The following is a 22,930-nucleotide window of genomic DNA, read 5'->3' as shown; positions in this document are numbered from 1 at the left end:
AAGCGCGGTTGTGAACGATGACACTGACTTCAAACATTGACCATGTCTTTGCTGGCGGCCTTGGGGTGTTGAAACCCGAGGGGCAATGCACGGGCATTTTCAAACGGAGAGTTTCAGGCCCGGCTCGCGTGGAGCTGAACGGGATTGTCGGTGACCAACACGGCGATACCCGGGTGCATGGTGGGCCGGAAAAGGCGGTGCATCAGTATGCGGCGCAGCACTATGAACAATTGGCGCAAGTGTTCGCGCACAGTGCCCCGGAGCTGATTCCCGGCAGTCTGGGGGAGAATGTGTCAGCACGCCTGCTCTCTGAACACAACGTGCATATCGGCGATGTGTTCCAGATGGGCAGTGCGGTGTTACAGGTCTCTCAGCCGCGCAGTCCGTGCTGGAAAATCAATCACCGCTTTGATGCCGAGCGGATGTCGATGTACGTCGCCAAAGAGCGGATCACCGGTTGGTATTATCGGGTCATCCAGCCGGGATTCATTGAAGCGGGGGACAGGATTGAGCTGCTGGATCGGCACTCCGAGCGCTTTTCCATCGACGAGTTCTGGAAGGTGCAGTTGTCGCATCGGCCGATAATCGATGATCTGCTGGCGCTGGCGGCGACTCATGGCTTGGCTGACGACTGGCAGCGGCGGCTGTCGGAACGGGCAAAGTGGCTGCGAAAAGCGCTCAGGACTGAGAATACTGCTCAGCCCCAAGCGAGATAAACACGGGCCTTTTTACCTGTTGATTGCCTGAGATCCCGGCGGCATCAGCTTGATTTTACTATGACCAGGCACACCCAGGCGGCATATCGAGCACAACGCTCGTGGCGTTTCCGATTGAGCGAAATCATCGTTATTCATGAGACTCTCAGAAACGAGATGCGCCGTGCTCTTTCCAGAGGCATTCCGTCCATTCAATCTCCGAAAAGCGCGCGGCAAACGAGGAGTCGCCTGGGCTGCTGGCGAAGAATCCGAACCGAACACAGTCTTGTGCATGAAACATATGGAACATACGCATCATGCTAAAATGTAATCCATCAGCGGAATTCTCAAGCAAAAAGTCGCTGCCCCTACGGCTCAATCGGTAATACATTGTTTGTGTCACCCGATCAAGATTTGTCATGGACCAATCAGAAAAACCGTTATTTGTCACAACAGAAAAAAGCTGCTGATAGCAATTGCTCTGATATTCAATGCCGCTTTTCATCCAATGGTTTTCATCCTGATAAATAAACAGGCCGCACTGATCAAAGTGAACCTTTGAATTAAAAGCTACCTTGGCTTTGATCGTCCAGAATCGTTCGTCGCTGGCAAGAACAATGCCGGGCGCATTGTCGTACTCAAGGCCATAATAGGTTCCTCGCCAGAAGTCAGTATCCGGCGAGGTATTAATCACGATTTCTTGATCGGTAATGGATGAGTGTTCAGGGGGATTAATCCAGATTAATTCCGATGTGTCGAATTTTTTCATAGTTGTTTATTTTTCATTAGCCACTGCCTGATTTCATCATGATTGTGAACGCAAAGATCCGCCGCGCTCAGATCCTGCTGTCCTGAGTTGGGGTTAAGCAGACCGATACAAAACATATTGGCCGCCTTTGCAGCGGAAATACCATGTGTTGAATCCTCAATCACCAGACACGAGCCGGGAGCGATACCTAGTCGCTTAGCTGCCAAGAGAAAAATTTCAGGGTCAGGCTTGCTCTGTGTAACATCATCACCACAGATGACGTCATTAAAAAATCGACGCAGCTTCGTTCCATGCAAAATCACCTCAACGAGCTCGCTGGGCGACGACGATGCGACTGCACAGGATATTCCGGCCTGTTTTAATGTGGTGATGAGTGTTTGTGTGCCAGGCATAGGTGAAAGTGATTCGGAAGACATCGCATGAATCACCTGCCGTTGATGCTGTGCCATAAGACAATTCAGGGGCTCGGTGAGTCCATATTCATTTTTAATGGCGCTCCACATATAACGTTGCGTGGTTCCCACAAAACGTGACAGTTTTGTCTTGTCAAGCAGTACGCCGTGACGTGCGCAAGAATGCCTTTCCTGCTCCATATAGAGAGGTTCACTGTCAATCAGAACTCCATCCATATCGAAGATGACTGCTTTAATTGCTAGCATTAATACGTGCTCTGACGGTCATGTTCGCGCTTGAAGTGCAATAAATTGTAATTGGTGCGTGCCTCAAAGGCATGTAGCTTGAATGATTTGGTCATTGAAATATCTCGATATCCCTCTCCATCAATGAGCGTGGTCGTCTCTGAGCCGCCAATGATGATGGGCAATTGCATGAGGATAATTTCATCAACCAGATCGAGATTGAATACCTGCCAGTTTAACTGGCCGCCGCCTTCTACCATTATGTGTTTTATTCCGCGCGCTTCCAGTAGTGGAAAAAGCATGTTGAAGTCAACGTGCGTTGCGCCGGCAAAAAGCACTTCCTTCCCCTGCGAGCGGATCAGTTCCACCATTTGGTGATCACGAGCCTGTTCTGTGGTCGCGATAATGGTTTCCCCTGGAGAACTCAAGATTTTGGCAGAGACGGGGAAGTCCAGCGATGTTGTAGGAATGATGCGTACAGGATTGCGCCCGGTCTCATAACGATTCGTCAATTGTGGGTCATCGGTGACAATCGTGTTGCGGCCGACCATGATGGCATCTACCTCACCGCGAAATTTATGGATGAAGCGCATATCTTCATCGTTGAAACGCTGAAATAGAGGTTTGCTGGAGGCTCCATTGCCCAGTGTTAATTTTCCATCAATCGAAATCTGGCTGAATACAGTAACTTTCATAATGAGTCCATTCATTGTCTATAGGTGATTAGGGTTTATATGTACTTCGGGTTTGGCGTGAAAACACTTTTGATGGTGGCGACGGACGGATCATTCAGCAGGCTGTCGAATGCCGCCGAATAGTCTTCTAATTCGTAACGCTGCGTCACCAGTTTTCCAAGCTCAGGGAGCATGCCTGCCATGCGTAGCGCGCGAGGAAAGTGCTGATTGTATTCCCCTGCAGCAATGATGCTGATGGCATTGACGAGAAAATGTTTTACAGGTAGCGGGTAATGGTAGTTCCCATCAAATCCGAAGAGGAGGATTCTACCGCCTCGGCGGACAAATTGAATGGCAGTGCCCATCTGATTACCAACGGTGTCTATTGCGGCATCTACGTTGTTTTGATGATGCATCCGTAATTCAAGCTCGTCGGGATGAATGACATCCAAATCCAGTGAGCGACCGAATTCGATACGGTAGGTGTTCAGATCCGTGGCAAGTGTAGTCACTCCCATTGCGCGCAGGACTAACTGTGCGACCAGGCTCATTGGGCCTGAACCTAGAAGCAATACCCGCTCTCCTGCCTGAATGGACGCTTGGTCAATATTGTTCAGGATGCAGGCAACCGGTTCAATCAGTACGCCCGTTTCCCAGTTCATATCGTCTGGCAAGCAGTAAACAAAACGTTCGCGAGTAATAAAACGTTTAGCAAAAGCGCCGTGCTTGTTGATGCCGGCGATATCGAGGCCAGAATTTGCGCCACCCTTACAGAGATGCGTTTTAGCTGAGCGGCAGGGCTCACAAGATCCGCAATATTCGTTGGGATCCACCACCACCCGCATTCCTGCTCGCAGGTGTGTGACATCCTTCCCCACGTTGACAATCACGCCGACTGCTTCGTGACCACGAATAATACCTGTTTGTCCCTCTTCCCGTCCTGCCAGCACGGCCAGGTCGGTTCCACAAATGCCTGATAATACAACGTCGATTTCAACACCATCAGCAGGAAATATATCAAGGCAGTTGTAGTCTATGAGTTCCAGTTTCTGTTTATCAATTAAGCTGATCGCATTCATATGATATCAATAGCTCCATTTTGTTTTCAGTACGACATTATCTGTACGGACCGTCCTCTTTTGCTGCATTTGCAGTGACCAGCGGCAGGCTGATCAGCCCATCACTGCGCAAGGCCGATGATGACCATAGTACAATTACCGTTGCGCCAATTTCAGCTGAAAAACATAGTGAGCCCGATTAATCCTGATACGCTTTGTGTCGACAAATCCGGAAATGATAGATCTGCGCTAATGTGCCTAACAGGCCAGCTCGACATATTATATGCTTCTGCTTGATCATCAATTAAGAGTTCAAGCGGGTTTAAATATCAAGTCATTGTGAGTCACCGCCCAAAGCCTGATCGCAGAATCGGTAAATTAATATCGTCCTGTTGGAGACCTTTTGAATCCGTATTTTTTTCGCGCGAAGAATGAACCTTCTTTGGGCCGTTCGAAGAGGGAACTGGGTAACCAGTCTTCATCAATTGTGATCCTTGCGATCATTAATCATCATTTTACTTGATCCACCAACTGACCTACTTTGGCCCAGGCAGGCTAGCGACACAGGGCTGCAAGCCGACGGTGATCTGTCGCCCGACGAGCCGATCGTTTCACTGGTGGAGAACACCGATACGGACTGGTCCTTCGGCCGTGGCAAGGCGAGATTCCTGACCGGGGAGCTCTGGATTCTGGCCGTCCGAGTCCACTCATCCTCATACAACTCTTACAGGTGATGCCATGTCCAATCCTCTGCTGTCCCTGTTGAACATCGACATTCCGATCATCCAATCGCCCATGGTCGGCGTATCCACCCCAAGACTTGCGGCGGCGGTGTCCAATGCCGGTGGGCTGGGTTCCATCGGCATCGGTGCGAGCAACGTCGAACAGGCGCGGGCCATGTTGCGAGAGACGGCGGCGCTGACGGACAAGCCGTTCAACGTCAATCTGTTTTGCCACCAGCCTGCGGAGCGTGACCCTGCCCGGGCCTCGCAATGGCTGAATGACCTGACTCCGTTCTTTGCCGAGTTCGGAGCGCAGCCGCCTGCCTCGCTGCGTGAAATCTATACCTCATTCGTCGAAGACCCGGACATGCTGCAGATGCTGCTGCAGGAAAAACCGGCGGTGGCCAGCTTCCATTTTGGCTTGCCTCCGCTACCGGCGATCGACGCGCTCAAGGCTGCTGGCATCATGTTGTTGTGTTCGGTGACCAGCCTGGCCGAAGCGCGGTTGGCGGAAAGCGCCGGCGTGCATGCCTTGGTGGCTCAAGGTTACGAAGCCGGTGGACATCGCGGGGTGTTCGAGCCACAGCAGGACACTGAAATGGGCACCTTCGCGCTGGTGCGAGTGTTGAACGCCGAGTGCCGCCTGCCGGTGATTGCGGCAGGCGGCATCATGGACGGCGCAGGGATCAAGGCGGTGATGCAACTGGGGGCCAGTGCCGCACAGTTGGGAACGGCGTTTATCCTCTGCCCGGAATCTGCCGCCAATGGCGCTTACCGAGAGGCACTCAAAGGTCCGCGGGCACACCAGACCCGGGTCACCAGTGTCATTTCGGGCCGTCCCGCCCGAGGCATGGTCAATCGCAACTTCACCTGTCTTGAGGCGACTGGCAGGCTGCCGGATTATCCGCTGACCTATGACGCCAACAAGGCACTCAACGCGGCGGCCAGTGCCCACGCCAACACCGATTTTGCCGTGCAGTGGACCGGGCAGGGCGCTCCCCTGGCCCGTGAAATGCCGGCCGCGGCGCTGGTCAAGTTGCTGGCGGCGGAGATGACATTCTGACTCGATACAAGAGCCTCCTCGTTCTGTCAGAAGGTACCGGCGGTCAGGTGGTATGAATTTTCCCTGACACCCGCACTCGACCGTTCGATCAGCACGTTGCTTTTCAATGGCGGTGATTTCCGCCCGGGGCACACGCAATGATATCGGTCGAAGACTTCAGGACCCAATCCCACGCACTACTGATCGAACTGGATGCCGCCACGATGGGCATGATGGTGCTGGTTTCATCCAGATGCGTTTCAGGGCCGGCGTGGGACGATGCGACGAAAAGACATCACGATGCCTATGAGATCTGGAATGCCTTTCTCAATGTGCCCGATTCCGGCCCGGCGACTCACTGAAACTCATCTCCCTCTGAATAAGGACGAATTTGAGGCGACACGCCACGCCAGTAATGGGGAGCGCTATGCACCGACGAGCCGAGTTTCTGGAGAAGGCGTTCGATACCCTTCATGAATATGAACAGGCCTCCAAGGTCATTGGCTACATGATCAGCATGAGCATCGCACTGGGGCCGGCCTGGGATGCAGCGGTCGTGCGTCAGCGGGATGCGTTGACCCTGTGGTCGGCGCTACCACGCCAATACGCGGACTTTCATCTGTCTGCCTGAGGCGTCCCTACGTTCACGGCACCGAAGGATTTTCGCGTTCAGCGCAACGATCGGAACGCTGTGCGCAGTTCCTCGATAAACAACTGCGGCTGTTCCCAGGCCGCGAAGTGGCCACCCTGTTTCGCCTGGTTGAAGTAGATCAGGTTGCCATAGGCGCGCCTTGCCCAGCTTTCCGGCGGGTAGTAGACATCATCCGGAAACACCGTGACGGCCACCGGCAACTTGATCTCGGTGGTTTTCTGCGCGGCCGAAGAAAGCGGGCTGCGGCCCATGTTCTCCCAGTAGAGCCGTGCTGCCGAAGCGCCGCTGTTGGTCAGCCAGTACAACGTAATGTCATCCAGCACCTGATCCCTGGTCGGCGACTGCCGAGGGTCGGCGCCGTATGTCCATTTGGCGAAACCTGGATGCACCAGCATGAGCGCCGCGAGGAAGACCGGCGAGTCCGTCGCGCCATAGCCGATCATCTGCGGCCGCGCCGCCATCATCGTGCTGTAGGCCAGGTTGCCCTGTTTGATCAGGGTGGCGACGGCGTCGAAAGTCGCACGCTCCTCCTCGGAGAACCCCGCCGGCGCCGGCCCACCGGCAGCGAGTGCCGCGCCGGCCTCCGGCGGAATCGTCGCCGGCAGATTGAGGTGAATGCCGCGTAAGCCGGCCGGTGCTTGCCTTGCCATCGCGCTGGTGATGGGACCACCCCAGTCGCCACCCTGGGCCACGTAGTGGGTGTATCCCAGGCGCTCCATCAACTGCGCCCAGACCCGCGCGATCCGGTCCGGGTCCCAGCCGGGGGCACCCGGCTTGCCGGAGAAGCCGTAGCCCGGAATGGACGGTACCACCAGATCAAAAGCATCGGCGGCGTTGCCCCCATGCGCGGCCGGGTCGGCGAGTGGGTCGATCACCTCGATGAACTCGAACACCGAGCCCGGCCAACCGTGGGTCATGATCATGGGCAATGCGTTCGGGCTGGGGGAGCGCACCCAGAGGAAGTGAATGTCGACCCCGTCGATGGTGGTCATGTACTGCGGCAACTTATTGAGCTGCGCCTCGGCCTTGCGCCAGTCGTAGTCCGTGCTCCAGTAGCGAACCAACTCCTGCAACTGCGCCAGCTGCGCGCCCTGGGAGCGATCGGTAACCGTTTCCTTGTCTGGCCAGCGGGTCGCCAGGAGGCGGGTGCGCAGGTCGGTGAGGTCTTTATCCGAAACGGCGACCCGGAAGGGGCGGATCGCGTCGGCGTCGGCGGTGGGTGCTGTGCTGGCGAGGGGCGAAATGAAAAGCGAAAGGGCCGCCAGGACGACCGCGAAAAGGTGCTTCATCTTCACTTCCTCGGTTGAGGGGCAGGATGAGTTCGCTCGTGATCAGCATAGCATCAGGCGAAGAACGGGCCATTCAGCCCGTGCACATGCGCATCGTTTCCCAGCTTGAGGAGGGGATGGGCAGAACCGCAAATCAGGGTTCTGCCGGCAGCCTCACTCACTCACGCACATTCTGATACAGCATCAACCGCGAAGTCTCATGCATCCCCCGAGTCAACTCCACCAGACGCTTGAACTCCTCCGGGTTTTTCTCAGCCACGTTGTCCAGCGGCGTCTTCGACGCCAGGTCATGAAGCGTCGGCGAACTGCCGTCGTGTTCCATCTGCACCATATAGTGCTGGGTGACGCCGGCAATCAGCGGGAAGGTGCCTTCGCGCAATACCAGCGGCACGACACGTTCGCCTTCGGGTGCGGGTTGCTGGATGTCACGGCCCATGCCGCTGTTGCGGAATTCGAGGCCGGCCATGCCTGCCACTGTCGGCAGCAAGTCCACCAGGCCCACGGCTTCCTTGACGGTACGCGTTCCGAGCAGGCCCGGGGCGTGGATGATCATCGGCACTGCGTTGCTTTCCAGGCCCAGTTGCTCATAGGCCGGGGCCAGGAACGGGATCTGGGCGATGCGGGTGTTGTGGTCGCCGAACAGCACGAAAATGGTGTTGTCGTACCAGCCGCCGGCCTTGGCGATTTCCATCAGGCGACCGATGTTGAAGTCCAGCAGGCGCACGGCGTTGTACTGTTCGACGCTGCGCGATCCGGCGGCCTGGACTTCCTCCAGGGTAGGGTGCTTGACCTCGAATCCGTCGTTGGTCTTCGGAATCGTGAAGGGGCGATGGTTGCCGGCGGTCTGCACGTAGGCGAAGAACGGTTTGTCCTTGGGCAGTGCCTGCAGGATCTGGTCGGTTTCCTTGAACAGGTCCAGGTCGGAAATGCCCCACACGTCCACCACCGGCGACTTCCAGTCACGCTCTTCGAACAGGCGAACGCCCTCGATGCTCTGCCGGATCAAGGCATTCATATTGGCCCAGCCGGAGTTGCCGCCAATGGTGTAGAGCTTCTCGTAGCCGGTGAACGCGTTGATCAGGGTGTGCTGTTTGGTGATCAGCGGATTACGGGTCGCGGTTTCCTGGCGAGTGACGTCAGGCACCCCGCTGATGCTGGCCCAGACGGTTTTCGCGGTCCCGGTCACCGGCACATAGAAGTGTTCGAAGAACCAGCTCTGCGTGGCCAGGCGATCGATGTTCGGGGTCGGATTGAGCGGGTTGCCATAGGCGCCGACGGCGCTGGTGCCCAGGGATTCGAGCATGACGAACATCACGTTCGGCGGCCGGTTACCCGGTACTTTGTAAGGTTGCGGCCCCTGGTGACGGACGAAATCGAGGCGTTGCGGGTCAGGTTGCGCGACCCCCAGGTACTTGGCCATGACGGGATAGTGTTCACGCACCTGCGCTTCGTCGTAGCGCGACTGGCCGACCTTGACCGTGTCGTACAGGAAGATCACCGGATTCAGGCCCAGTGCGGCGACCTGGTTGTTACCCGAGAAGAACGCATCGCTCCAGCGCAGCGGGACCGGGTTTTCCAGGTTCATGTTCTCGACCCGGCCCAGGATACCCAGCAACACCAGCACCACCATCAACGCGCTGCCCCAGGTGACGGCGAGCGGGTGGATGACTTTGCGCGGGCGGTCCAGGGTCACGCGTTCCAGGCGCACCAGGACCAGGGTCACCAGGGCGACCGTCGCCAGCCAACCCAGCGAAATCCAGATGACCGGGTAGGTCTGCCAGACCATGTCCCGGGAGATCTGCGCATCTTCGATAAAGCGCAGCACGGTGGCGTTGATTCGCACGCCCAGGTACGCATAATGGCCGAAATCGATGATGTAGATCAGCAGCATGACGCTGAGGATCGCGGCCAGGTACACCCGTGCGATCCGCCGCAACAGGCGGCTGGTCGTGAGGTTCCAGCGCGGGATCCAGGCCAGCAACGCCATCGGCAACATCACCAGGATGGCCAGGCGCAGGTCGAAACGAAAGCCGATGCCCAGGGTTTCCGGCACGGCCGGTTCAGCGCTCAACGCGTTGACGTCAAAGCCGGAAAAGCCGAAGAAGAACACCACCCGCAGCAGTGCAAACAGCACGAATGCAATCGCTGTTGCGCCCAGCCAGTAATGTAAACGTCTCGATTGCAGCCAGCCCATCCATGTTCCCCTGTTAAAAAATGTCGTTGAATCTCGAATGGAGCCTGGTCACGCCGAACGGCGCAAGGTGCCGAGTCGGCCGAAGATCCAGCCAATGGCCAACACCAGCAGTGCCAGGCAGCAATACAGGCCCAGCAGCGGATCAACCAGGTAATCCCAATAATTGTGCGATGGCTTGATGCCGACGACGAACGCCAGGGTCGCGCCGGCCAGCATCACCACAGCCAGGTAGTTGCGCAGGTGAAAAAGGCCGAGTGTCAGCAGTGCGACGAACACCAGCATCGGGCGCGGGCTGAAGCCGAACCGATAGGGGTCCAGGTCGCTCAAGCCCAGAGTGGCCGGATACAGCGCCAGGGCCATCACGGCAAAGAGGATCAGTACGCTGGTTTTTTGACCCTGCTGCGCAGGCGGCAGGACGTCCATCCGACGCAAGCAACCCCAGGCCATGAACACCAGGGTCGTGACGGCAAGGTCGTCGATGTGGCTGCGCAAGTACGCGGCCAGGGTCAATCCGTCCAGCGGAATGAAGCTGACGGCCAACAGGGCGAGCAGCAGCGCGACACGCCAGGCCTTGCTCAAGCCAAAAGACGGCAGCAGCAGGAAGAGGATCATTGCGAAGCTGATATGGGCTTGCCAGAGGTTGATCAATGAATGCGCTCCGCCAGCCAGGCATCGTTGAAGGTCACATGCTTGATGAAGGTGTTGTTCCAGGAATACACCAGGTGATACATACCGTCGGGACTGCGAATGAAGTAGGGGTATTCATACTCGAATTCGCAACCCTGGTTTTTACACACGCGGGTATCGAGGTTGCTCAGGAACTGTGCTTCCAGCGGTTGGCGAAGAGCGCCACTGGAACCGCGAAATTCCTGGCCGATGATTTCCTTGTACGCCTCGGGTGAAAACGGCGCGCCCAAGGGATCGGGCGATTTGTCCAGGTCCCGTAGCGAACGCCAATCGTCCATCTCTGCGTCGGTGCCGTAGAGGCTCAGTTTGAAGCGCCCCTCCTGCAGGTCATTAAGCGCTACCAGCAACCCGTGTTCGGGTGTCGCGACCGCCGCCAGCGAGGAGTTCGGGTTCGATGGGTCCAGCGGGTAGGGTTCACTCCAGGTTTGCCCGGCATCTTCAGTGCGGGACGCCAGCACCCGGTGGTGGGTGTTGCCGGCGTAGCGCAGCAAAGCCACACCGCGCTGCCCATCCAGCGGAACGACCGTGGGTTGCAGGGAGTTATTGCCGTGGCTGATACGGTATTTATCGATCACATTGCCGTCCGCGCTCAGGTACAGGTACTCGGCGAACTTGCCTAGAAACTCGTGGTAGACCGGCAGGCCGATCGAGCCATCGGCATGAAACACCGGCGCCGAGCGGACCAGGGTGCTGATGTTCAGGAAGGGAGAGGTGATCAATTGGCGCGGCTCCGACCATTGGCGACCATAGTCGTCCGAAACCATCACATTGACCGCACTGCCGGCCCAGCCGCCCATCGACACGGAGACGTAGAACAGCCAGAGGCGATTGTCCGGCGCGAGTGCGACCACCGGGTTGCCCAGCTTGCGAATGTATTTGCGGGTGCCTTGTTGCGTCGAATCCCGCGTCGCCAGTACCTGCTCCGCACCCCACTCGCCGGATTTCTCGTCGAAGCGGGCAGAGCGTACCTGCACGTCGGCGGCGCCTTCGCGTGTGCCGGCGAACCAGACCGCCATCAGGCTGCCATCAGGCAAGGCGGTGACCGCCGAGGAATGCACGAAGTCCACCAGCCCGGAGGAGGCGAACCGGCTGGTATAGATGGGCTTGGCCACTTGATCGGCCACCGCCATGACCGGTTTCATCAGGGCAAAGGAAGAATGCACAGGGGCGGGGTGGCTGAACCATGCGCCCGCAAACAGGCAGGTAAGGGCAAGGTAGGCACCGACGGCGGGAAGACTGGGAAGTTTGATGCGCATAATTAAGGCAGAAGAGCATCTCGTGGCCCGGGCAAGCGCCGTAACCTACCACTAGTAGCCGACAGCTCTATGTTTAACGAGCTACTAAATTGTAAGCAAATATTTTCATGGTCTTTCTCGTCCAAAAACGCCACAAGTTGCGCCCTCTAGCACTAGTGTTTGCGGCGTTTAACCGGTTTGTTACCGTCGGTCTGAAACATGCTTGGCACAGGCAAACATCCTTGAGGTTCGCCTGTTTCTTGTCGCTGCCGCATCATTTAGCCGCTCCCGGGTCCCGTTGTTTGTCCTTCGCCAGCCCTTGGCGTTTTTCCCTGCCCAGGAACAGGCTCAACAGCACCGAGGCCAGGATGATGCCGGCGACCAGTGCCAGCGACCATTGGATCGGCACATGAAACCACGGCATGACCAACATCTTGCCGCCGATGAATACCAGCACGATCGCCAGCCCGTATTTGAGCAGATGGAACCGCTCGGCCATGTCCGCGAGCAGGAAGTACAGGGCGCGCAAGCCCATGATCGCAAAGATGTTGGAAGTGAACACGATGAAGGGGTCGGTGGTGACGGCGAAGATCGCCGGGATGCTGTCGACCGCGAATACCAGGTCGCTGGCCTCGATCAGGACCATTACCAGAAACATCGGCGTCGCCCAGCGCACGCCGTTCAGCACCACGAAGAACCGCTCGCCGTGAAAACCGTCGGTCACGCGCAAATGACTTCGCAGCCAGCGCAATATGGGATTTTTGGCGAGATCGGGCTGCTGGTCGGCGAAGATCAGCATCTTGATCCCGGTGATCATCAGGAACGCGCCGAAGACATAGAGCAGCCAGGCGAATTGCGACACCAGCCAGACCCCGGCAAAAATCATCAGGGTGCGCATCACGATGGCGCCCAGCACGCCATATAGCAGAACCCGGCGCTGCAACTCCGGCGGCACGGCGAAGTAGCCGAAGATCATGACGAAGACGAACATGTTGTCGATCGACAGGGACTGCTCGATCAGGTAGCCCGTGAGGAATTCAAGGGTTTTGCGCTGGGCGACCTGCGCGCCGAAGGTGTCGTTCAGGTACCACCAGAGCAGGGCGGCGAAAGCCAGCGCCAGGCCGCTCCAGGCGATGACCCAGGACAGCGCTTCCCGGGGGGATACGCGGTGGGCCTTGCGTCCGCCGAACACGAAAAGGTCCAGCGCCAGCATGCAGACGATGAAGGCGATGAAGCTGGCCCACATCCAGGGTTCGCCGATGGTCATGGGGAACATGGGATTCTTCCCGAACTGATCGAGGCAGGTGCAGGTCATGCTATCGATCAGGATGTATCAGGAAAAATCGTTTATTTTTTATTGATTCTTCGTTTTTTACGAAGTGTCGTTGCCTCCACAGGTTGGTTCATCGCGGCACGGATGTCCTATATAGTCCATGGCCGAGCAGGGCTATGCCCTTAAATCCGCGCCAGCGCCTGGCTCAAGTCCGCCCGCAGGTCCTCCACATCCTCCACCCCCACCGACAACCGCACCAGCGCATCGCCGATGCCCAGCTGCGCACGGGTCTCGGCAGGAATGGTCGCGTGGGTCATGATCGCCGGGTGCTCGATCAGGCTTTCCACGCCGCCCAGGCTTTCAGCCAGGGCAAAGATCTGCACACTTTCGAGGAAGCGTCTGGCACCGGCCAGGTCGCTGTTGAGGTCGAGGGAAATCATCCCGCCGAAACCGCGCATCTGCTGCCGCGCCAGTTCGTGCTGCGGGTGCGAGGGCAGCCCCGGATAATAGACGTGTGCCACTTGCGGCTGACGCTCCAGCCATTGCGCCAGCTCCAGCGCGTTGCTGCAGTGGCGCTCCATGCGCAGTGCCAGGGTTTTCACCCCGCGCAGGGTCAGAAAGGCGTCGAACGGCCCGGCGATAGCGCCCACCGCGTTCTGCAGGAAACCCAGGCGCTCGGCCAGTTCGGCATTTTGGCCGACCACGGCGATGCCGCCGATCACGTCGGAGTGGCCGTTCAGGTACTTGGTCGTCGAATGCAGCACGATGTCGAAGCCCAGTTCCAGCGGGCGCTGTATCCACGGGCTGGCGAAGGTATTGTCGGCGACACAAATGATGTCCCGGTCACGGCAGATGCGCGCGATGGCCGCCAGGTCAGTGAGGCTCAGCAGAGGATTGCTCGGGGTCTCGACCATGACCATGCGCGTGTCATCCTGCAGCGCGGCTTCGAAGGCCGTCAGGTCCGAAAGGTCGACGAAGCTGAAGCGAAGCCCGGCGCTGCGCCGACGCACCTTGTCGAACAGACGGAAAGTCCCGCCGTACAGATCGTTGCCGGAGACGATGTGCGCACCGGTGTCGAGCAGTTCCAGCACTGTGGAAATCGTCGCCAGCCCGGAGGCGAAGGCAAAGGCCTGGGTACCGCCTTCGAGATCCGCGACGCAACGCTCCAGGGCAAAGCGCGTCGGGTTGTGCGAGCGCCCGTAGTCGAAACCCTTGTGCACGCCGGGGCTCTGTTGCAAGTAGGTGGAGTTGGCGTAGATCGGTGGCATCAGCGCCCCGGTGGTGGGGTCCGGCACTTGGCCGGCGTGGATCACGCGGGTAGCGAAGGCGCGGGAGGCTGCGTTTTCATCGTGTTGACTCATGTCAGGGCTCTCCGTAAGTGGTTGAGCAGGTCGACTCGGGTAATCAGGCCGTGGAAGCCCGACGCATCGGCGATGATCGCCACCAACCCGCGGTCGAGCTCTGCCTGCAGTTCAGCCAGGCTGGCGCCAGGCGGCAGGGTTTGCAGCTTGTCCGTCATCGCGCTGGCCACGCTCATGCGAAAGTGCGAGGGATCCTCCTGCATGCCCAGCAGAATATCGGACTCGTCGATCACCCCGACCAGCCGCTGGCCGTCCACCAGCACCGGCAGTTGCGACACATCCGCCAGGCGCATGCGCTGGAACGCGGTAAGCAGGGTGTCGTCCGGGCCGACGCTGATCACCCGGCCATCCTCGAAGCGCCGGGCGATCAGGTCGCGCAGATCGTCATAGTGCTTGTACTTCAGCAACCCCTGATCGTTCATCCACTGGTCGTTGTAGACCTTCGACAAGTAACGGGTGCCGGTGTCGCAGACGAAACTGACGACCCGTTTCGGCTCGGTTTGCTCGCGGCAGTAACGCAGTGCCGCGGCCAGCAGGGTGCCGGTCGAAGAGCCACCGAGGATGCCTTCGGCGCGCAGCAGTTGACGGGCATGGTCGAAGCTTTCTTCATCGCTGATCGAATAGGCGTGGCGCACGCTCGACAGATCGGCAATCGACGGAATGAAGTCCTCGCCAATGCCTTCCACGGCCCAGGAGCCGGGCGTGACTAGGGTGCCGCTGCGGCTGTACTCGGCCATCACCGAACCCACCGGGTCGGCGAGCACCATGACCAGGTCCGGCTGCACCCGGCTGAAAAAGCGGGTCAGCCCGGTCAGGGTGCCGGCCGACCCGACGCCGACCACGATGGCGTCCACATCATGTTGAGTCTGCGCCCAGATCTCCGGAGCGGTGCTGCACTCATGGGCCAGGGGGTTGGCCGGGTTGTTGAACTGATCGGCGAAGAAGGCGTCGGGAATTTCACGCGCCAGTTTCGCCGCCACATCCTGGTAGTACTCGGGATGGCCCTTGCCCACGTCGGAGCGGGTGATGTGCACCTCGGCCCCCATGGCCTTGAGGTGCAGGACCTTCTCGGTGGACATCTTGTCCGGCACCACCAGCACCACCCGGTAGCCCTTGGCGCGGCCGACCAGGGCCAGACCCAGGCCGGTGTTGCCGGCTGTGGCCTCGACTATGGTGCCGCCCGGTCGCAGGCGGCCATCGCGCTCGGCGGCGTCGATCATCGCCAGGCCGATGCGGTCCTTGATCGAGCCGCCGGGGTTTTGCGATTCAAGTTTGAGGAAGAGGGTGCACGGGCCGGTATCGAAGCGGCTGATACGCACCAGCGGCGTATTGCCAATCAGTTCGAGCACGGCGGGGCGGGAGTCGTTCGGCATGTTGTCACCTCGCTGCAAAAATCTGCACTGGATGGGACAGCAACCCGCGGCGAGTTCTCGCGCGCCGGTCGCAGGCAAATGCGTCGTTTGGAACATAGGCCGGGATTGCCCCGCTCGCAACCGCGCACGGCCATTTGTTAGCGTCGGTTCCGAAATCGCGGTTCCTGCCGTTAGCCGGCGAACGAAGGTGCCGGCGTCTCTCTCCGGACACAGATATTGGCCATTGCGATCCCCTTTTGGCCAACTCCGCACTGTGATCCGCCCAGACGGTCGGCAAGAATCAGGGCCGAGCGCCGATTCACACGCGCCAGCGAAACCACAACCATACTCTTCTTGCTCCTTCAAATTTTGCAGGCCGCTGCCGTGTACAGAACATAAAAACCATCGAGCTAACGCCACACTTGGGGAAAATCCATGGACACGATGAAACGCATGCTGGGCGTCACTGTTTGCGGGCTGACGCTGCTGGCCGGCGCAGCACAGGCCGAACAGCGCGAACTGAGGGTGTACAACTGGGCGGACTACATCCTGCCCTCGGTGCCCAAGGACTTCGCCCAGAACACCGGCATCAAAGTCACCTGGGACACCTTCGACACCAACGAGTCCCTGGAAGCCAAGCTGCTGACCGGCAACTCGGGATACGACCTGGTGGTGCCGTCGAACCAGTTCATCGAAACCCAGATCAAGGCCGGCGTTTTCCAGAAACTCGACAAGTCGAAACTGCCGAACTGGCAGCACCAGGACCCGGCACTGCTCAAGCTGCTGGACAAGAACGACCCCGGCAATCAATACGGCGTGCCCTACATGTACGGCACCGTGCTGATCGGCTTCAATCCGGACAAGGTCAAGGCCGCACTGGGTGAGAACGCACCGGTGGACAGCTGGGACCTGGTGTTCAAGCCCGAGAACATGGAGAAGCTCAAGGCCTGTGGCGTGGCGATGCTCGACTCGCCTTCGGAAATCCTGCCGCTGGCCCTGCATTACCTGGGGCTCGACCCCAACAGTCAGAACCCGGACGATTATGAAAAAGCCAAGGCGCTGATGCTGAAGATTCGTCCCTACGTCACCTACTTCAACTCGGCCAAGTACATGACCGACATCGCCAATGGCGATATTTGCGTCGCCATCGGCTACTCCGGCAGCTTCTACCAGTTCGGCAATCGCGCCAAAGAGGCCGGCAACGGCGTGGTCGTCGACTGGCGCCTGCCGAAGGAAGGCGCGCCGATCTGGTTTGACACCTTTGCCATTCCCAAGAGCGCGAAGAACGTCGACGAGGCCCACGAGTTCCTCAACACCTTGCTCGACCCCAAAGTCATCGCCCCGATCAGTGACTTCCTCGGGTATCCCAATGCCAACAAGGACTCGATTGCGCTGATCAACAAGGAGATCACCGGCAACCCGAACTTGACGCCGACGAGTGAGGCGTTGAAAACGCTATACGTGGTGCAACCGTTGCCGCAGAAGCTTGAGCGGGTTCGGACCCGGGTCTGGACCAGTATCAAGTCCGGCAATTAAACGCCACCCTGACTCCTGTGGCGAGGGAGCAAGCGCCCTCGCCACAGGTCACTCACCCGTTTTGGGCAACTGCCATGGCGCGCCACGGGCAAACCGTGCCTCTATCCACTGCTTGAACGCCGTCATCGCCGCCGTGTTGTAGCGGGCTGACGCACGCACCAGATAAACGCCGGCATCGGCATCCAGCTGCCAGTCGGGCAGCACTTTGAGCAGTTGACCGCCAGCGAGGTCTCGGGTCATCAGCCATTCACCGACGGCAAGAATGCCCAGCCCCATGCGCGCAGCGCACAGCAGCGCCTCATTGTCGTTGCTGACCATGGTGCTGCGTACCTTGATCGATTGGTGGTCCCACGCCCGGCCCGATCGCCGTCACCTGTCCGGCGCCTTCAAGGCCAAGTCCGCAGGGCAGGGGCACAAGGACAGCGCCGCTGCGTTGGCTCAAGTCCAAAGGATTGAGCCCGATCGCTTTTTGCTCCAGCCAGACTTCGCCGACGCCCGGTGCTTGCGCCGTGGAGTGCTCAAACCGCAAAACCTCAGGGCCGCCTGTTTCATGAATCACAACGGTGCTTACCATCTTCGACTCCGTACACATTGGGTGTGTCAGAAGTGTGGGTTGTACGGCCGTGGAGCAGTAGTCGGAGCAATTGCAGTTCATAATTGCACCCGATGCAGCAATCGTCAGCGCTAAACCGGACCCGTAGGAGCCAGGCTTGCCGGCGAAGGCGATCGTGAGTACGCCTTCGCCGGCAAGCCTGGCTCCTACAGAAAGCGGTTTACAGGCGTTAGGACCGGAAAGCGGTTTACAGGCGTTAGAACCAGAGAGCGGTTTACAGGCGTTAGAACGTAGGGGTGTATTTCACGCTGAACATGACGTTTCGCGGGTCACCGAAGTAGTTGTTGCCATTGAGCTGGTTGTACCCCGCCGTGTAATAGTTCTTGTCGAACAGGTTGTTGGCATTCAATGCCAGGTCGATTTCCGGGGTGAGTTGATAGCCCAGGCGAGCATTCCATACGGTGTAGCCGGGTATCTCGTATGTGCGTTCGTAACCCAGGGTGTGGCTTTGGGTGGTAAAGCCCAGCCCGGTGCTGACCCGGCTCCAGTCGCCGCTGAACTGATAGTCGCTCCAGACCCGCAGCATGTGTTTGGGCGTCCACTGGCTGAAGACCCTGCCTTCGTCGACCGGATCTTCGAGGTATTTGGTGGTGTTGTAGGTGTAGCCGGCAAACAGTTGCAGGCCGCTGAGCACTTCGCCACTGATTTCCGCCTCGATCCCCTGGCTGCGAACTTTCCCCGAGGCGGTCGAGCAGTACCAGCCGTCACAGGCGAAACCCGAGGCGACATCGTTGACCGCACGATTCTCCTGGTCGTAACGGAACACCGCCAGGGATGTATTGACCCGGCCATCCATCAGCTCGCCCTTGAGACCGATTTCGTAGTTGCTGCCGATCACCGGCTTGAGCACCGAGCCGCTCGTGGTGCGTGCGGTTTGTGGTTCGAAGACGTCGGTGTAGCTGGCGTAGACCGCCCATTCGCGGTTCAGGTCGTAGACGATGCCGGCGTAGGGTGTGAACTCGCCGGTTTCGTTGGTGGTACTGGGGGCCTCCTCGATGGCGACGTTGCTGAACGCGGCCTGGGTCGCCGACGTGTAGCTGTAGTCGTACCAGCTGACCCGGGAGCCGAGCACCAGGGTCAGCGGCTCGATCGGCTTGACCCGCCAGCTGCCGTACAGGCCTTTTTGCCGGATGTCGTATTTGCTCGGGGTCGCGCGGCCACCGGGGGTATTGAGCAAACCGTCGTAGCTGATTTCAGGGCGGTCATGATCGATGCCGAAGAGGGTGTCGCTGCTGTTGTTGAAGGTCCGCGCAAAACGGTCGTCCGAGGTGAACTTGGAGTAGTTGCCGCCCAGCATGACCTCTTGCTGCATCGACAAGGCCTCGAAGCGCCCGACGAGGTTCATGTCCAGACCGATCTTGGTGGCGTCGAAGTCCGACACGAAATCGGCGTATTGCACGCCACTGCCATCGGCGTTGAGGCCGTCGCCGGAGGTTTGCAGCCGTTGGTTTTTCGCCTGGTTGTCTTCGGTCATGCGCACCGCACCGACCTTGAAGGCCCAGTCCTCGTTGAAACGGTGCTCCAGATCGGCATAGACCGTGGTGACGTCGATATCCGAATGGTTCCAGCGCGCACCGGTGTAGGTCGAACGCGACACATTGACCGGGCTGCCGTCAGCGTAGCGGGGCAGGCCGCGGATCATCGGTCGCGACTCGCCGTCGGAGTGGCTGACGGCCAGGCCCAGGGTGGTGTCTTCGCGCAGATCGAAGTCCAGCGCGCCGTACAGCGAGTGGGTCTTGCTCCATTCGTAGTCGGTGAAGGATTGGCTCTGGTCTTCGTCGGCGACGAAGCGGCCACGCACGGTGCCGGTCTGGTTCAGCGGTCCGCCGGCGTCCAGTTGCAGGCCGTAATGATCCCAGGAACCGGCCTTGCCGGTGAGGGTCACGGTCGGTGCGTACTGGCCGCGTTTGCGCACCAGGTTGATCGCACCGCCGGGGCTGCCGGTGCCCTGCAGCAAGCCAGAGGCGCCGCGCAACACTTCCATGCGATCGAAGAAAATCAGGTCCTGGGTGGCCCAGTTGCCCAGCGCGTAGGTGTTGCGCGGGATCGGCACGCCGTCGTACTGCCAGTCATCGATCTGGAAGCCGCGCGACGTCAGGATCATGCCTTTGCCCACGCCCTGGACGCCGACCAGTCCGGTGGTCTGGTTGGCGGCATCTTTAAGATCGGTCAGCCCCTGGTCGTCCATCTGCTTGCGGGTCATCACGGTGACCGACTGCGGAATTTCCTTCAGGGTATGGGTGCCCTTGCCGATAGTCACCGCCCGTGCCGCGTAGGAGCCCGAGCCTTCGGTGGTGGCATCGATACTGCGTTCGACGATGTTGGTGGCACCCAGTTGCAACGTGGTGTTGCCGTCCGTGACCGGTTCGACGCTGAAGTTGCCTTGCTCGGTGACGCGCAGTTGCAGGCCGCTGCCGGTCAGTGCCCTTTGCATCGCCTCGGCGGCGGGCATCCGGCCGATCACCGCCGGTGCCTGTTTGCCTTGCACCAGCGAGGGTTCGAGGGAAACGATATGACCGCTCTGGCTGGCGATGGCATTGAGCGTGCTGGCCAGGGGGCCGGCCGGCAGGTTGAAGGACAGGTCTTGGGCCTGTGCCAGGGCAGGGCTGGCCAGGATTGCCAAGGCAACGGCAGCGGAAAGGGTGTGAGGCCACGGGTTGAACACAGCATTCTCCTGATCGTGTGGAAGTGTCAGGAGATAGGTGGGACGAGAAATGAAAACCGGACACGAATGAGAGTGATTTTCAAAAAGATTTTATCTGCACGACTATTTCGCCCGAATCAGCGTCAACCAGGGGCTGTAGCGATTCACCCGTATCGGCAGGGTTTCGGCGAGCGCGGTGAAAGTCCGATCGGGGTCGTCGAGCGGGAATACCCCCTGTACCCGCAGGTGGCGAACCTCGGGTGCAACCCGAACAAAACCTCGGCTGTACGGGCGCAGCGCCTCGACCACCTGCTCCAGTGGTTCATCCAGCACATTCAGCCGTCCACTGAGCCAGTCGGCGCGATGGCGCTGGTCGCCGGCAACGGCCTCAATCTGCCGGGCAGACAACAAGGCTGACTGACCTGCTTGCAGATCCAGCGTGGTGCCGTCGAACAACCGGGCCTGAACCGAATGCTGCAGCACGACCACGCGACTGGCGTCCTGCTCCTGAGCGACCAGGAAACGCGTGCCGAGCGCACGTATTTCGCCTTGGGCCGTGCGTACCCGCAGTGGACGCAGGGGATCGGCCGCCACCTCGATCACCAGTTCGCCGTGGCGCAGAATCACCAGCCGTTGCTGCTCGTCGAATTGCAAGTCCACCGCGCTGTCGGCGTTCAGGCTCAGGCGGCTGCCGTCGGCCAGATCGAAGTCCTGGCGCTGGCTGCGGCCGGTGTGCAGGTCAGCCAGCAGCGAATCACCCAGCGGACTGCGCGCCCCCAGCCACAAACCGCCACCGAGCAGGCCCAGGCCGGCAATCACACGTAATGCGTCGCGCCGCGAGCCATGGGGCTGCAGCAGCAGTTGGCGCGCTTCGCCGGCCTGTCCGGGCACGCGTCGATCCAGCGCGCGCACCGTGTTGAAGGAACCGCCGAGTCGCTCCTGCAATGTTGCCCAGGCCTGGGCATGCTCAGGATCCATCGCCAGCCAGGCATTGAACCGCTCCTGCAATGCGGCGTCTGGCTTGCCGGCGCGCAGGCGCACCATCCAGTCAATGGCCTGCTCGCTGACGGGGTCCAGGCGCGTCTTGTTCATGGCGCCAGTTCGCTGAGGTAGCACTGACGCAGTGCCTGTTTCATGTAGCGGCTGACCGTGCGTTCCGACAACCCGAGTTTTTGCGCAATGGCCACATAACTCAGCCCGTCCAGCTGGCTGTAGAGGAAGGTCGCCTTGACCACCAGCGGCAAGCCGTCGATTGCCCGGTCGATGGCGACCAGCGCTTCAATCAGCTGCAACTGTTCTTCGGGGGAGGGCGCCAGTGCTTCGGGCACGGTCGACAGGCGTTCCAGGTAAGCCAACTCCAGCTTGCGTCGCCGATGCCGATCGAAAATCAACCGGCGGGCGATGGTCGACAGGTAGGCGCGAGGCTGTTCGATGCTGTCGGGGTCGACGCGGGCTGTCAGCATCTGGCAAAACGTATCGGCGGCAGTGTCCTCGGCGTCCGCATGGTTACGCAGGCGTCGCTGAATATGCTGCAGCAGCCAACGATGATGGTCGCTGAAAAAGAAGCCCAGCTTGCTGGTCGATAGAGAGTGCACCGGTGGATTTCCAGATGTGAGTGTGAATCGTTCTCAATCTTACCTGTGAGAGGATCGCCACTGCAATCGCAGGTTTGGCCACCCCGTGACGTGTGGTTCGTCTGAAAAGAAAAAAAAGTCGCGGCCGCGATCACGGCGCATGAGACATCTTGAAATTTTGGGCTAATGTCTAGTTGTTCCCCTCGTCAGTCGCGGCCCAATCAGCTCGTCCCTGACGTAGCTGGCGAGGTGGACACCACCTTCTCTAGTTCCCATCCGCCACCTTGCGTTCTATCTCGGCAATTTTTTTGCTGAGCTCCTCGGCGTCCTGCTCCTTGGTCCGGGTGGAAGAGGGCGTAATGCTTTCGTCCGCTCCCCTGGTGTCACCGTCCCTGTCCTCAATATCCCGTTCCACCACATTGACCGGCTTGACGGACGTATCGGTGGGCGGGGCGTTCGACGTTGCTGGGGATTCGCCATCGTTGTCGCGGTCATCGTTGTTCATCGCACTTACCTCGGTTGGCCTACACATTGGATGCGGCACCCAAGGCCGAGTTCGAGATATTTTTCCGCCGCGTGACACCTCTTGTCGGCCCTCATGAACCTATGTCGCACGCGATAGCTCCATTCACAAAATAACTATCGCAAAACAACTCTGGAAATCCGCGGCCATGAACTCAATCAGAAACCTGCTGACGCAGGCCGAGGTGCGACGACTCTGTGCATTGGATGGCTGGCATCGGGCGCTGGAAGACATTGCGCTGCGCATGGAATCGCCCGATGCCTACCATGAAGAGCTGCTACGCCAGTCGGACGAGATGGATCGTCAGGGCATCGTCAGTTGGGAAGAGTGGCGCGACCTGCGAATCGAGGCGGACCAGGCGTATCTGCGCGCGGTTGCGGGCGAGGACTATCACTGAGG

At 59.3% G+C, this 22,930-nt stretch carries 21 protein-coding genes and 2 pseudogenes; 6 read left to right on the top strand and 17 right to left on the bottom strand.

Annotation, left to right across the window (positions count from 1 at the left end; all coding sequences use genetic code 11):
• Window positions 1–17: 17 nt before the first annotated feature.
• A complete protein-coding gene (locus PMA3_RS16805; RefSeq protein WP_064678227.1) occupies window positions 18–716 on the top strand; it encodes an MOSC domain-containing protein in 699 nt (232 codons plus the stop codon).
• Between the two features lie 145 nt (window positions 717–861).
• Here the strand turns inward: PMA3_RS16805 and PMA3_RS16800 are convergent, their stop codons facing one another.
• The 4 genes from PMA3_RS16800 to PMA3_RS16785 are packed head-to-tail and all read right to left on the bottom strand — an operon-like array spanning window position 862 to window position 3,855.
• Window positions 862–1,464 carry a DUF1349 domain-containing protein gene (locus tag PMA3_RS16800; protein WP_064678226.1) on the bottom strand — a complete coding sequence of 201 codons (603 nt, stop codon included), beginning with the start codon at window positions 1,462–1,464 and terminating at the stop codon, window positions 862–864.
• Window positions 1,461–2,123, bottom strand: coding sequence for an HAD family hydrolase (locus tag PMA3_RS16795; protein ID WP_064678225.1), 663 nt, complete (start codon window positions 2,121–2,123; stop codon window positions 1,461–1,463). Before PMA3_RS16795 ends, PMA3_RS16800 begins: the two co-directional genes overlap by 4 nt.
• Entirely contained in the window at window positions 2,123–2,797 is a 675-nt protein-coding gene (locus PMA3_RS16790; protein WP_064678224.1) for a dihydrofolate reductase family protein, read from the bottom strand. The genes PMA3_RS16795 and PMA3_RS16790 overlap by 1 nt, the downstream gene beginning before the upstream one ends.
• Window positions 2,798–2,832: 35 nt before the next feature.
• Window positions 2,833–3,855, bottom strand: a complete 1,023-nt coding sequence (locus PMA3_RS16785; RefSeq protein ID WP_064678223.1) for an alcohol dehydrogenase catalytic domain-containing protein — start codon at window positions 3,853–3,855, stop codon at window positions 2,833–2,835.
• A 717-nt stretch (window positions 3,856–4,572) separates the two neighbouring features.
• Between PMA3_RS16785 and PMA3_RS16780 the strand changes: the two genes are divergently transcribed.
• From PMA3_RS16780 to PMA3_RS16770, 3 genes are all read left to right on the top strand, one after another.
• On the top strand, window positions 4,573–5,619 hold the full coding sequence (locus PMA3_RS16780; RefSeq protein WP_064678222.1) for an NAD(P)H-dependent flavin oxidoreductase: 1,047 nt from the start codon (window positions 4,573–4,575) through the stop codon (window positions 5,617–5,619).
• Between the two features lie 137 nt (window positions 5,620–5,756).
• Window positions 5,757–5,960 carry a hypothetical protein gene (locus PMA3_RS16775; protein WP_064678221.1) on the top strand — a complete coding sequence of 68 codons (204 nt, stop codon included), beginning with the start codon at window positions 5,757–5,759 and terminating at the stop codon, window positions 5,958–5,960.
• A 65-nt stretch (window positions 5,961–6,025) separates the two neighbouring features.
• Entirely contained in the window at window positions 6,026–6,229 is a 204-nt protein-coding gene (locus PMA3_RS16770; RefSeq protein WP_064678220.1) for a hypothetical protein, read from the top strand.
• Between the two features lie 38 nt (window positions 6,230–6,267).
• Here the strand turns inward: PMA3_RS16770 and PMA3_RS16765 are convergent, their stop codons facing one another.
• From PMA3_RS16765 to PMA3_RS16735, 7 genes are all read right to left on the bottom strand, one after another.
• On the bottom strand, window positions 6,268–7,539 hold the full coding sequence (locus PMA3_RS16765; RefSeq protein ID WP_064678219.1) for an epoxide hydrolase family protein: 1,272 nt from the start codon (window positions 7,537–7,539) through the stop codon (window positions 6,268–6,270).
• Window positions 7,540–7,696: 157 nt separating this feature from the next.
• On the bottom strand, window positions 7,697–9,733 hold the full coding sequence (locus tag PMA3_RS16760) for an LTA synthase family protein (protein ID WP_064678218.1): 2,037 nt from the start codon (window positions 9,731–9,733) through the stop codon (window positions 7,697–7,699).
• Between the two features lie 48 nt (window positions 9,734–9,781).
• Entirely contained in the window at window positions 9,782–10,381 is a 600-nt protein-coding gene (locus PMA3_RS16755; RefSeq protein ID WP_064678217.1) for a hypothetical protein, read from the bottom strand.
• Window positions 10,378–11,676, bottom strand: a complete 1,299-nt coding sequence (locus PMA3_RS16750; RefSeq protein WP_064678216.1) for a sialidase family protein — start codon at window positions 11,674–11,676, stop codon at window positions 10,378–10,380. Before PMA3_RS16750 ends, PMA3_RS16755 begins: the two co-directional genes overlap by 4 nt.
• A 253-nt stretch (window positions 11,677–11,929) precedes the next feature.
• Window positions 11,930–12,931: a TerC family protein gene (locus PMA3_RS16745; protein ID WP_064680725.1), complete on the bottom strand. Its 1,002-nt coding sequence runs from the start codon at window positions 12,929–12,931 to the stop codon at window positions 11,930–11,932.
• A 179-nt stretch (window positions 12,932–13,110) separates the two neighbouring features.
• Entirely contained in the window at window positions 13,111–14,289 is a 1,179-nt protein-coding gene (locus PMA3_RS16740) for a cystathionine gamma-synthase (RefSeq protein ID WP_064678215.1), read from the bottom strand.
• A complete protein-coding gene (locus tag PMA3_RS16735; protein WP_064678214.1) occupies window positions 14,286–15,662 on the bottom strand; it encodes a pyridoxal-phosphate dependent enzyme in 1,377 nt (458 codons plus the stop codon). The genes PMA3_RS16740 and PMA3_RS16735 overlap by 4 nt, the downstream gene beginning before the upstream one ends.
• Window positions 15,663–16,076: 414 nt before the next feature.
• On the opposite strand from PMA3_RS16735, the gene PMA3_RS16730 reads away from it, so the two are divergent.
• Entirely contained in the window at window positions 16,077–17,177 is a 1,101-nt protein-coding gene (locus PMA3_RS16730) for a polyamine ABC transporter substrate-binding protein (RefSeq protein ID WP_064678213.1), read from the top strand.
• A 48-nt stretch (window positions 17,178–17,225) separates the two neighbouring features.
• Here PMA3_RS16730 and PMA3_RS16725 read toward each other — a convergent pair.
• From PMA3_RS16725 to PMA3_RS16700, 6 genes and pseudogenes are all read right to left on the bottom strand, one after another.
• Window positions 17,226–17,525: pseudogene (locus tag PMA3_RS16725) on the bottom strand (LysR substrate-binding domain-containing protein); the annotation flags it as partial.
• A gap of 1 nt (window position 17,526) precedes the next feature.
• Window positions 17,527–17,751, bottom strand: a pseudogene (locus PMA3_RS16720) (alcohol dehydrogenase catalytic domain-containing protein); the annotation flags it as partial.
• A 262-nt stretch (window positions 17,752–18,013) separates the two neighbouring features.
• Complete coding sequence (locus PMA3_RS16715; RefSeq protein ID WP_064678210.1) at window positions 18,014–20,455, bottom strand: TonB-dependent siderophore receptor; 2,442 nt, start codon at window positions 20,453–20,455, stop codon at window positions 18,014–18,016.
• Between the two features lie 102 nt (window positions 20,456–20,557).
• On the bottom strand, window positions 20,558–21,526 hold the full coding sequence (locus PMA3_RS16710; RefSeq protein ID WP_064678209.1) for a FecR domain-containing protein: 969 nt from the start codon (window positions 21,524–21,526) through the stop codon (window positions 20,558–20,560).
• Window positions 21,523–22,029, bottom strand: coding sequence for a sigma-70 family RNA polymerase sigma factor (locus tag PMA3_RS16705; RefSeq protein ID WP_064678208.1), 507 nt, complete (start codon window positions 22,027–22,029; stop codon window positions 21,523–21,525). The genes PMA3_RS16710 and PMA3_RS16705 overlap by 4 nt, the downstream gene beginning before the upstream one ends.
• Window positions 22,030–22,273: 244 nt before the next feature.
• A complete protein-coding gene (locus tag PMA3_RS16700; RefSeq protein WP_064678207.1) occupies window positions 22,274–22,513 on the bottom strand; it encodes a hypothetical protein in 240 nt (79 codons plus the stop codon).
• Window positions 22,514–22,679: 166 nt separating this feature from the next.
• On the opposite strand from PMA3_RS16700, the gene PMA3_RS16695 reads away from it, so the two are divergent.
• The gene (locus PMA3_RS16695; RefSeq protein ID WP_064678206.1) at window positions 22,680–22,928 is read left to right on the top strand and encodes a hypothetical protein; all 249 of its coding nucleotides are present in this window, start codon (window positions 22,680–22,682) and stop codon (window positions 22,926–22,928) included.
• The last annotated feature ends 2 nt before the right edge of the window (window positions 22,929–22,930 follow it).

The sequence above is a fragment of the Pseudomonas silesiensis genome (assembly GCF_001661075.1).
GTDB classification, from domain to species: domain Bacteria; phylum Pseudomonadota; class Gammaproteobacteria; order Pseudomonadales; family Pseudomonadaceae; genus Aquipseudomonas; species Aquipseudomonas silesiensis.
This window is presented reverse-complemented; position numbering and strand designations above follow the sequence as displayed.

Bases quoted from the DNA above. Each gene is read 5' to 3' on its own strand.
- PMA3_RS16805 (WP_064678227.1), top strand. From the start codon at position 18: ATGACACTGACTTCAAACATTGACCATGTCTTTGCTGGCGGCCTTGGG.
- PMA3_RS16800 (WP_064678226.1), bottom strand. From the start codon at position 1,464: ATGAAAAAATTCGACACATCGGAATTAATCTGGATTAATCCCCCTGAA.
- PMA3_RS16795 (WP_064678225.1), bottom strand. From the start codon at position 2,123: ATGCTAGCAATTAAAGCAGTCATCTTCGATATGGATGGAGTTCTGATT.
- PMA3_RS16790 (WP_064678224.1), bottom strand. From the start codon at position 2,797: ATGAAAGTTACTGTATTCAGCCAGATTTCGATTGATGGAAAATTAACA.
- PMA3_RS16785 (WP_064678223.1), bottom strand. From the start codon at position 3,855: ATGAATGCGATCAGCTTAATTGATAAACAGAAACTGGAACTCATAGAC.
- PMA3_RS16780 (WP_064678222.1), top strand. From the start codon at position 4,573: ATGTCCAATCCTCTGCTGTCCCTGTTGAACATCGACATTCCGATCATC.
- PMA3_RS16775 (WP_064678221.1), top strand. From the start codon at position 5,757: ATGATATCGGTCGAAGACTTCAGGACCCAATCCCACGCACTACTGATC.
- PMA3_RS16770 (WP_064678220.1), top strand. From the start codon at position 6,026: ATGCACCGACGAGCCGAGTTTCTGGAGAAGGCGTTCGATACCCTTCAT.
- PMA3_RS16765 (WP_064678219.1), bottom strand. From the start codon at position 7,539: ATGAAGCACCTTTTCGCGGTCGTCCTGGCGGCCCTTTCGCTTTTCATT.
- PMA3_RS16760 (WP_064678218.1), bottom strand. From the start codon at position 9,733: ATGGGCTGGCTGCAATCGAGACGTTTACATTACTGGCTGGGCGCAACA.
- PMA3_RS16750 (WP_064678216.1), bottom strand. From the start codon at position 11,676: ATGCGCATCAAACTTCCCAGTCTTCCCGCCGTCGGTGCCTACCTTGCC.
- PMA3_RS16745 (WP_064680725.1), bottom strand. From the start codon at position 12,931: ATGTTCCCCATGACCATCGGCGAACCCTGGATGTGGGCCAGCTTCATC.
- PMA3_RS16740 (WP_064678215.1), bottom strand. From the start codon at position 14,289: ATGAGTCAACACGATGAAAACGCAGCCTCCCGCGCCTTCGCTACCCGC.
- PMA3_RS16735 (WP_064678214.1), bottom strand. From the start codon at position 15,662: ATGCCGAACGACTCCCGCCCCGCCGTGCTCGAACTGATTGGCAATACG.
- PMA3_RS16730 (WP_064678213.1), top strand. From the start codon at position 16,077: ATGGACACGATGAAACGCATGCTGGGCGTCACTGTTTGCGGGCTGACG.
- PMA3_RS16710 (WP_064678209.1), bottom strand. From the start codon at position 21,526: ATGAACAAGACGCGCCTGGACCCCGTCAGCGAGCAGGCCATTGACTGG.
- PMA3_RS16700 (WP_064678207.1), bottom strand. From the start codon at position 22,513: ATGAACAACGATGACCGCGACAACGATGGCGAATCCCCAGCAACGTCG.
- PMA3_RS16695 (WP_064678206.1), top strand. From the start codon at position 22,680: ATGAACTCAATCAGAAACCTGCTGACGCAGGCCGAGGTGCGACGACTC.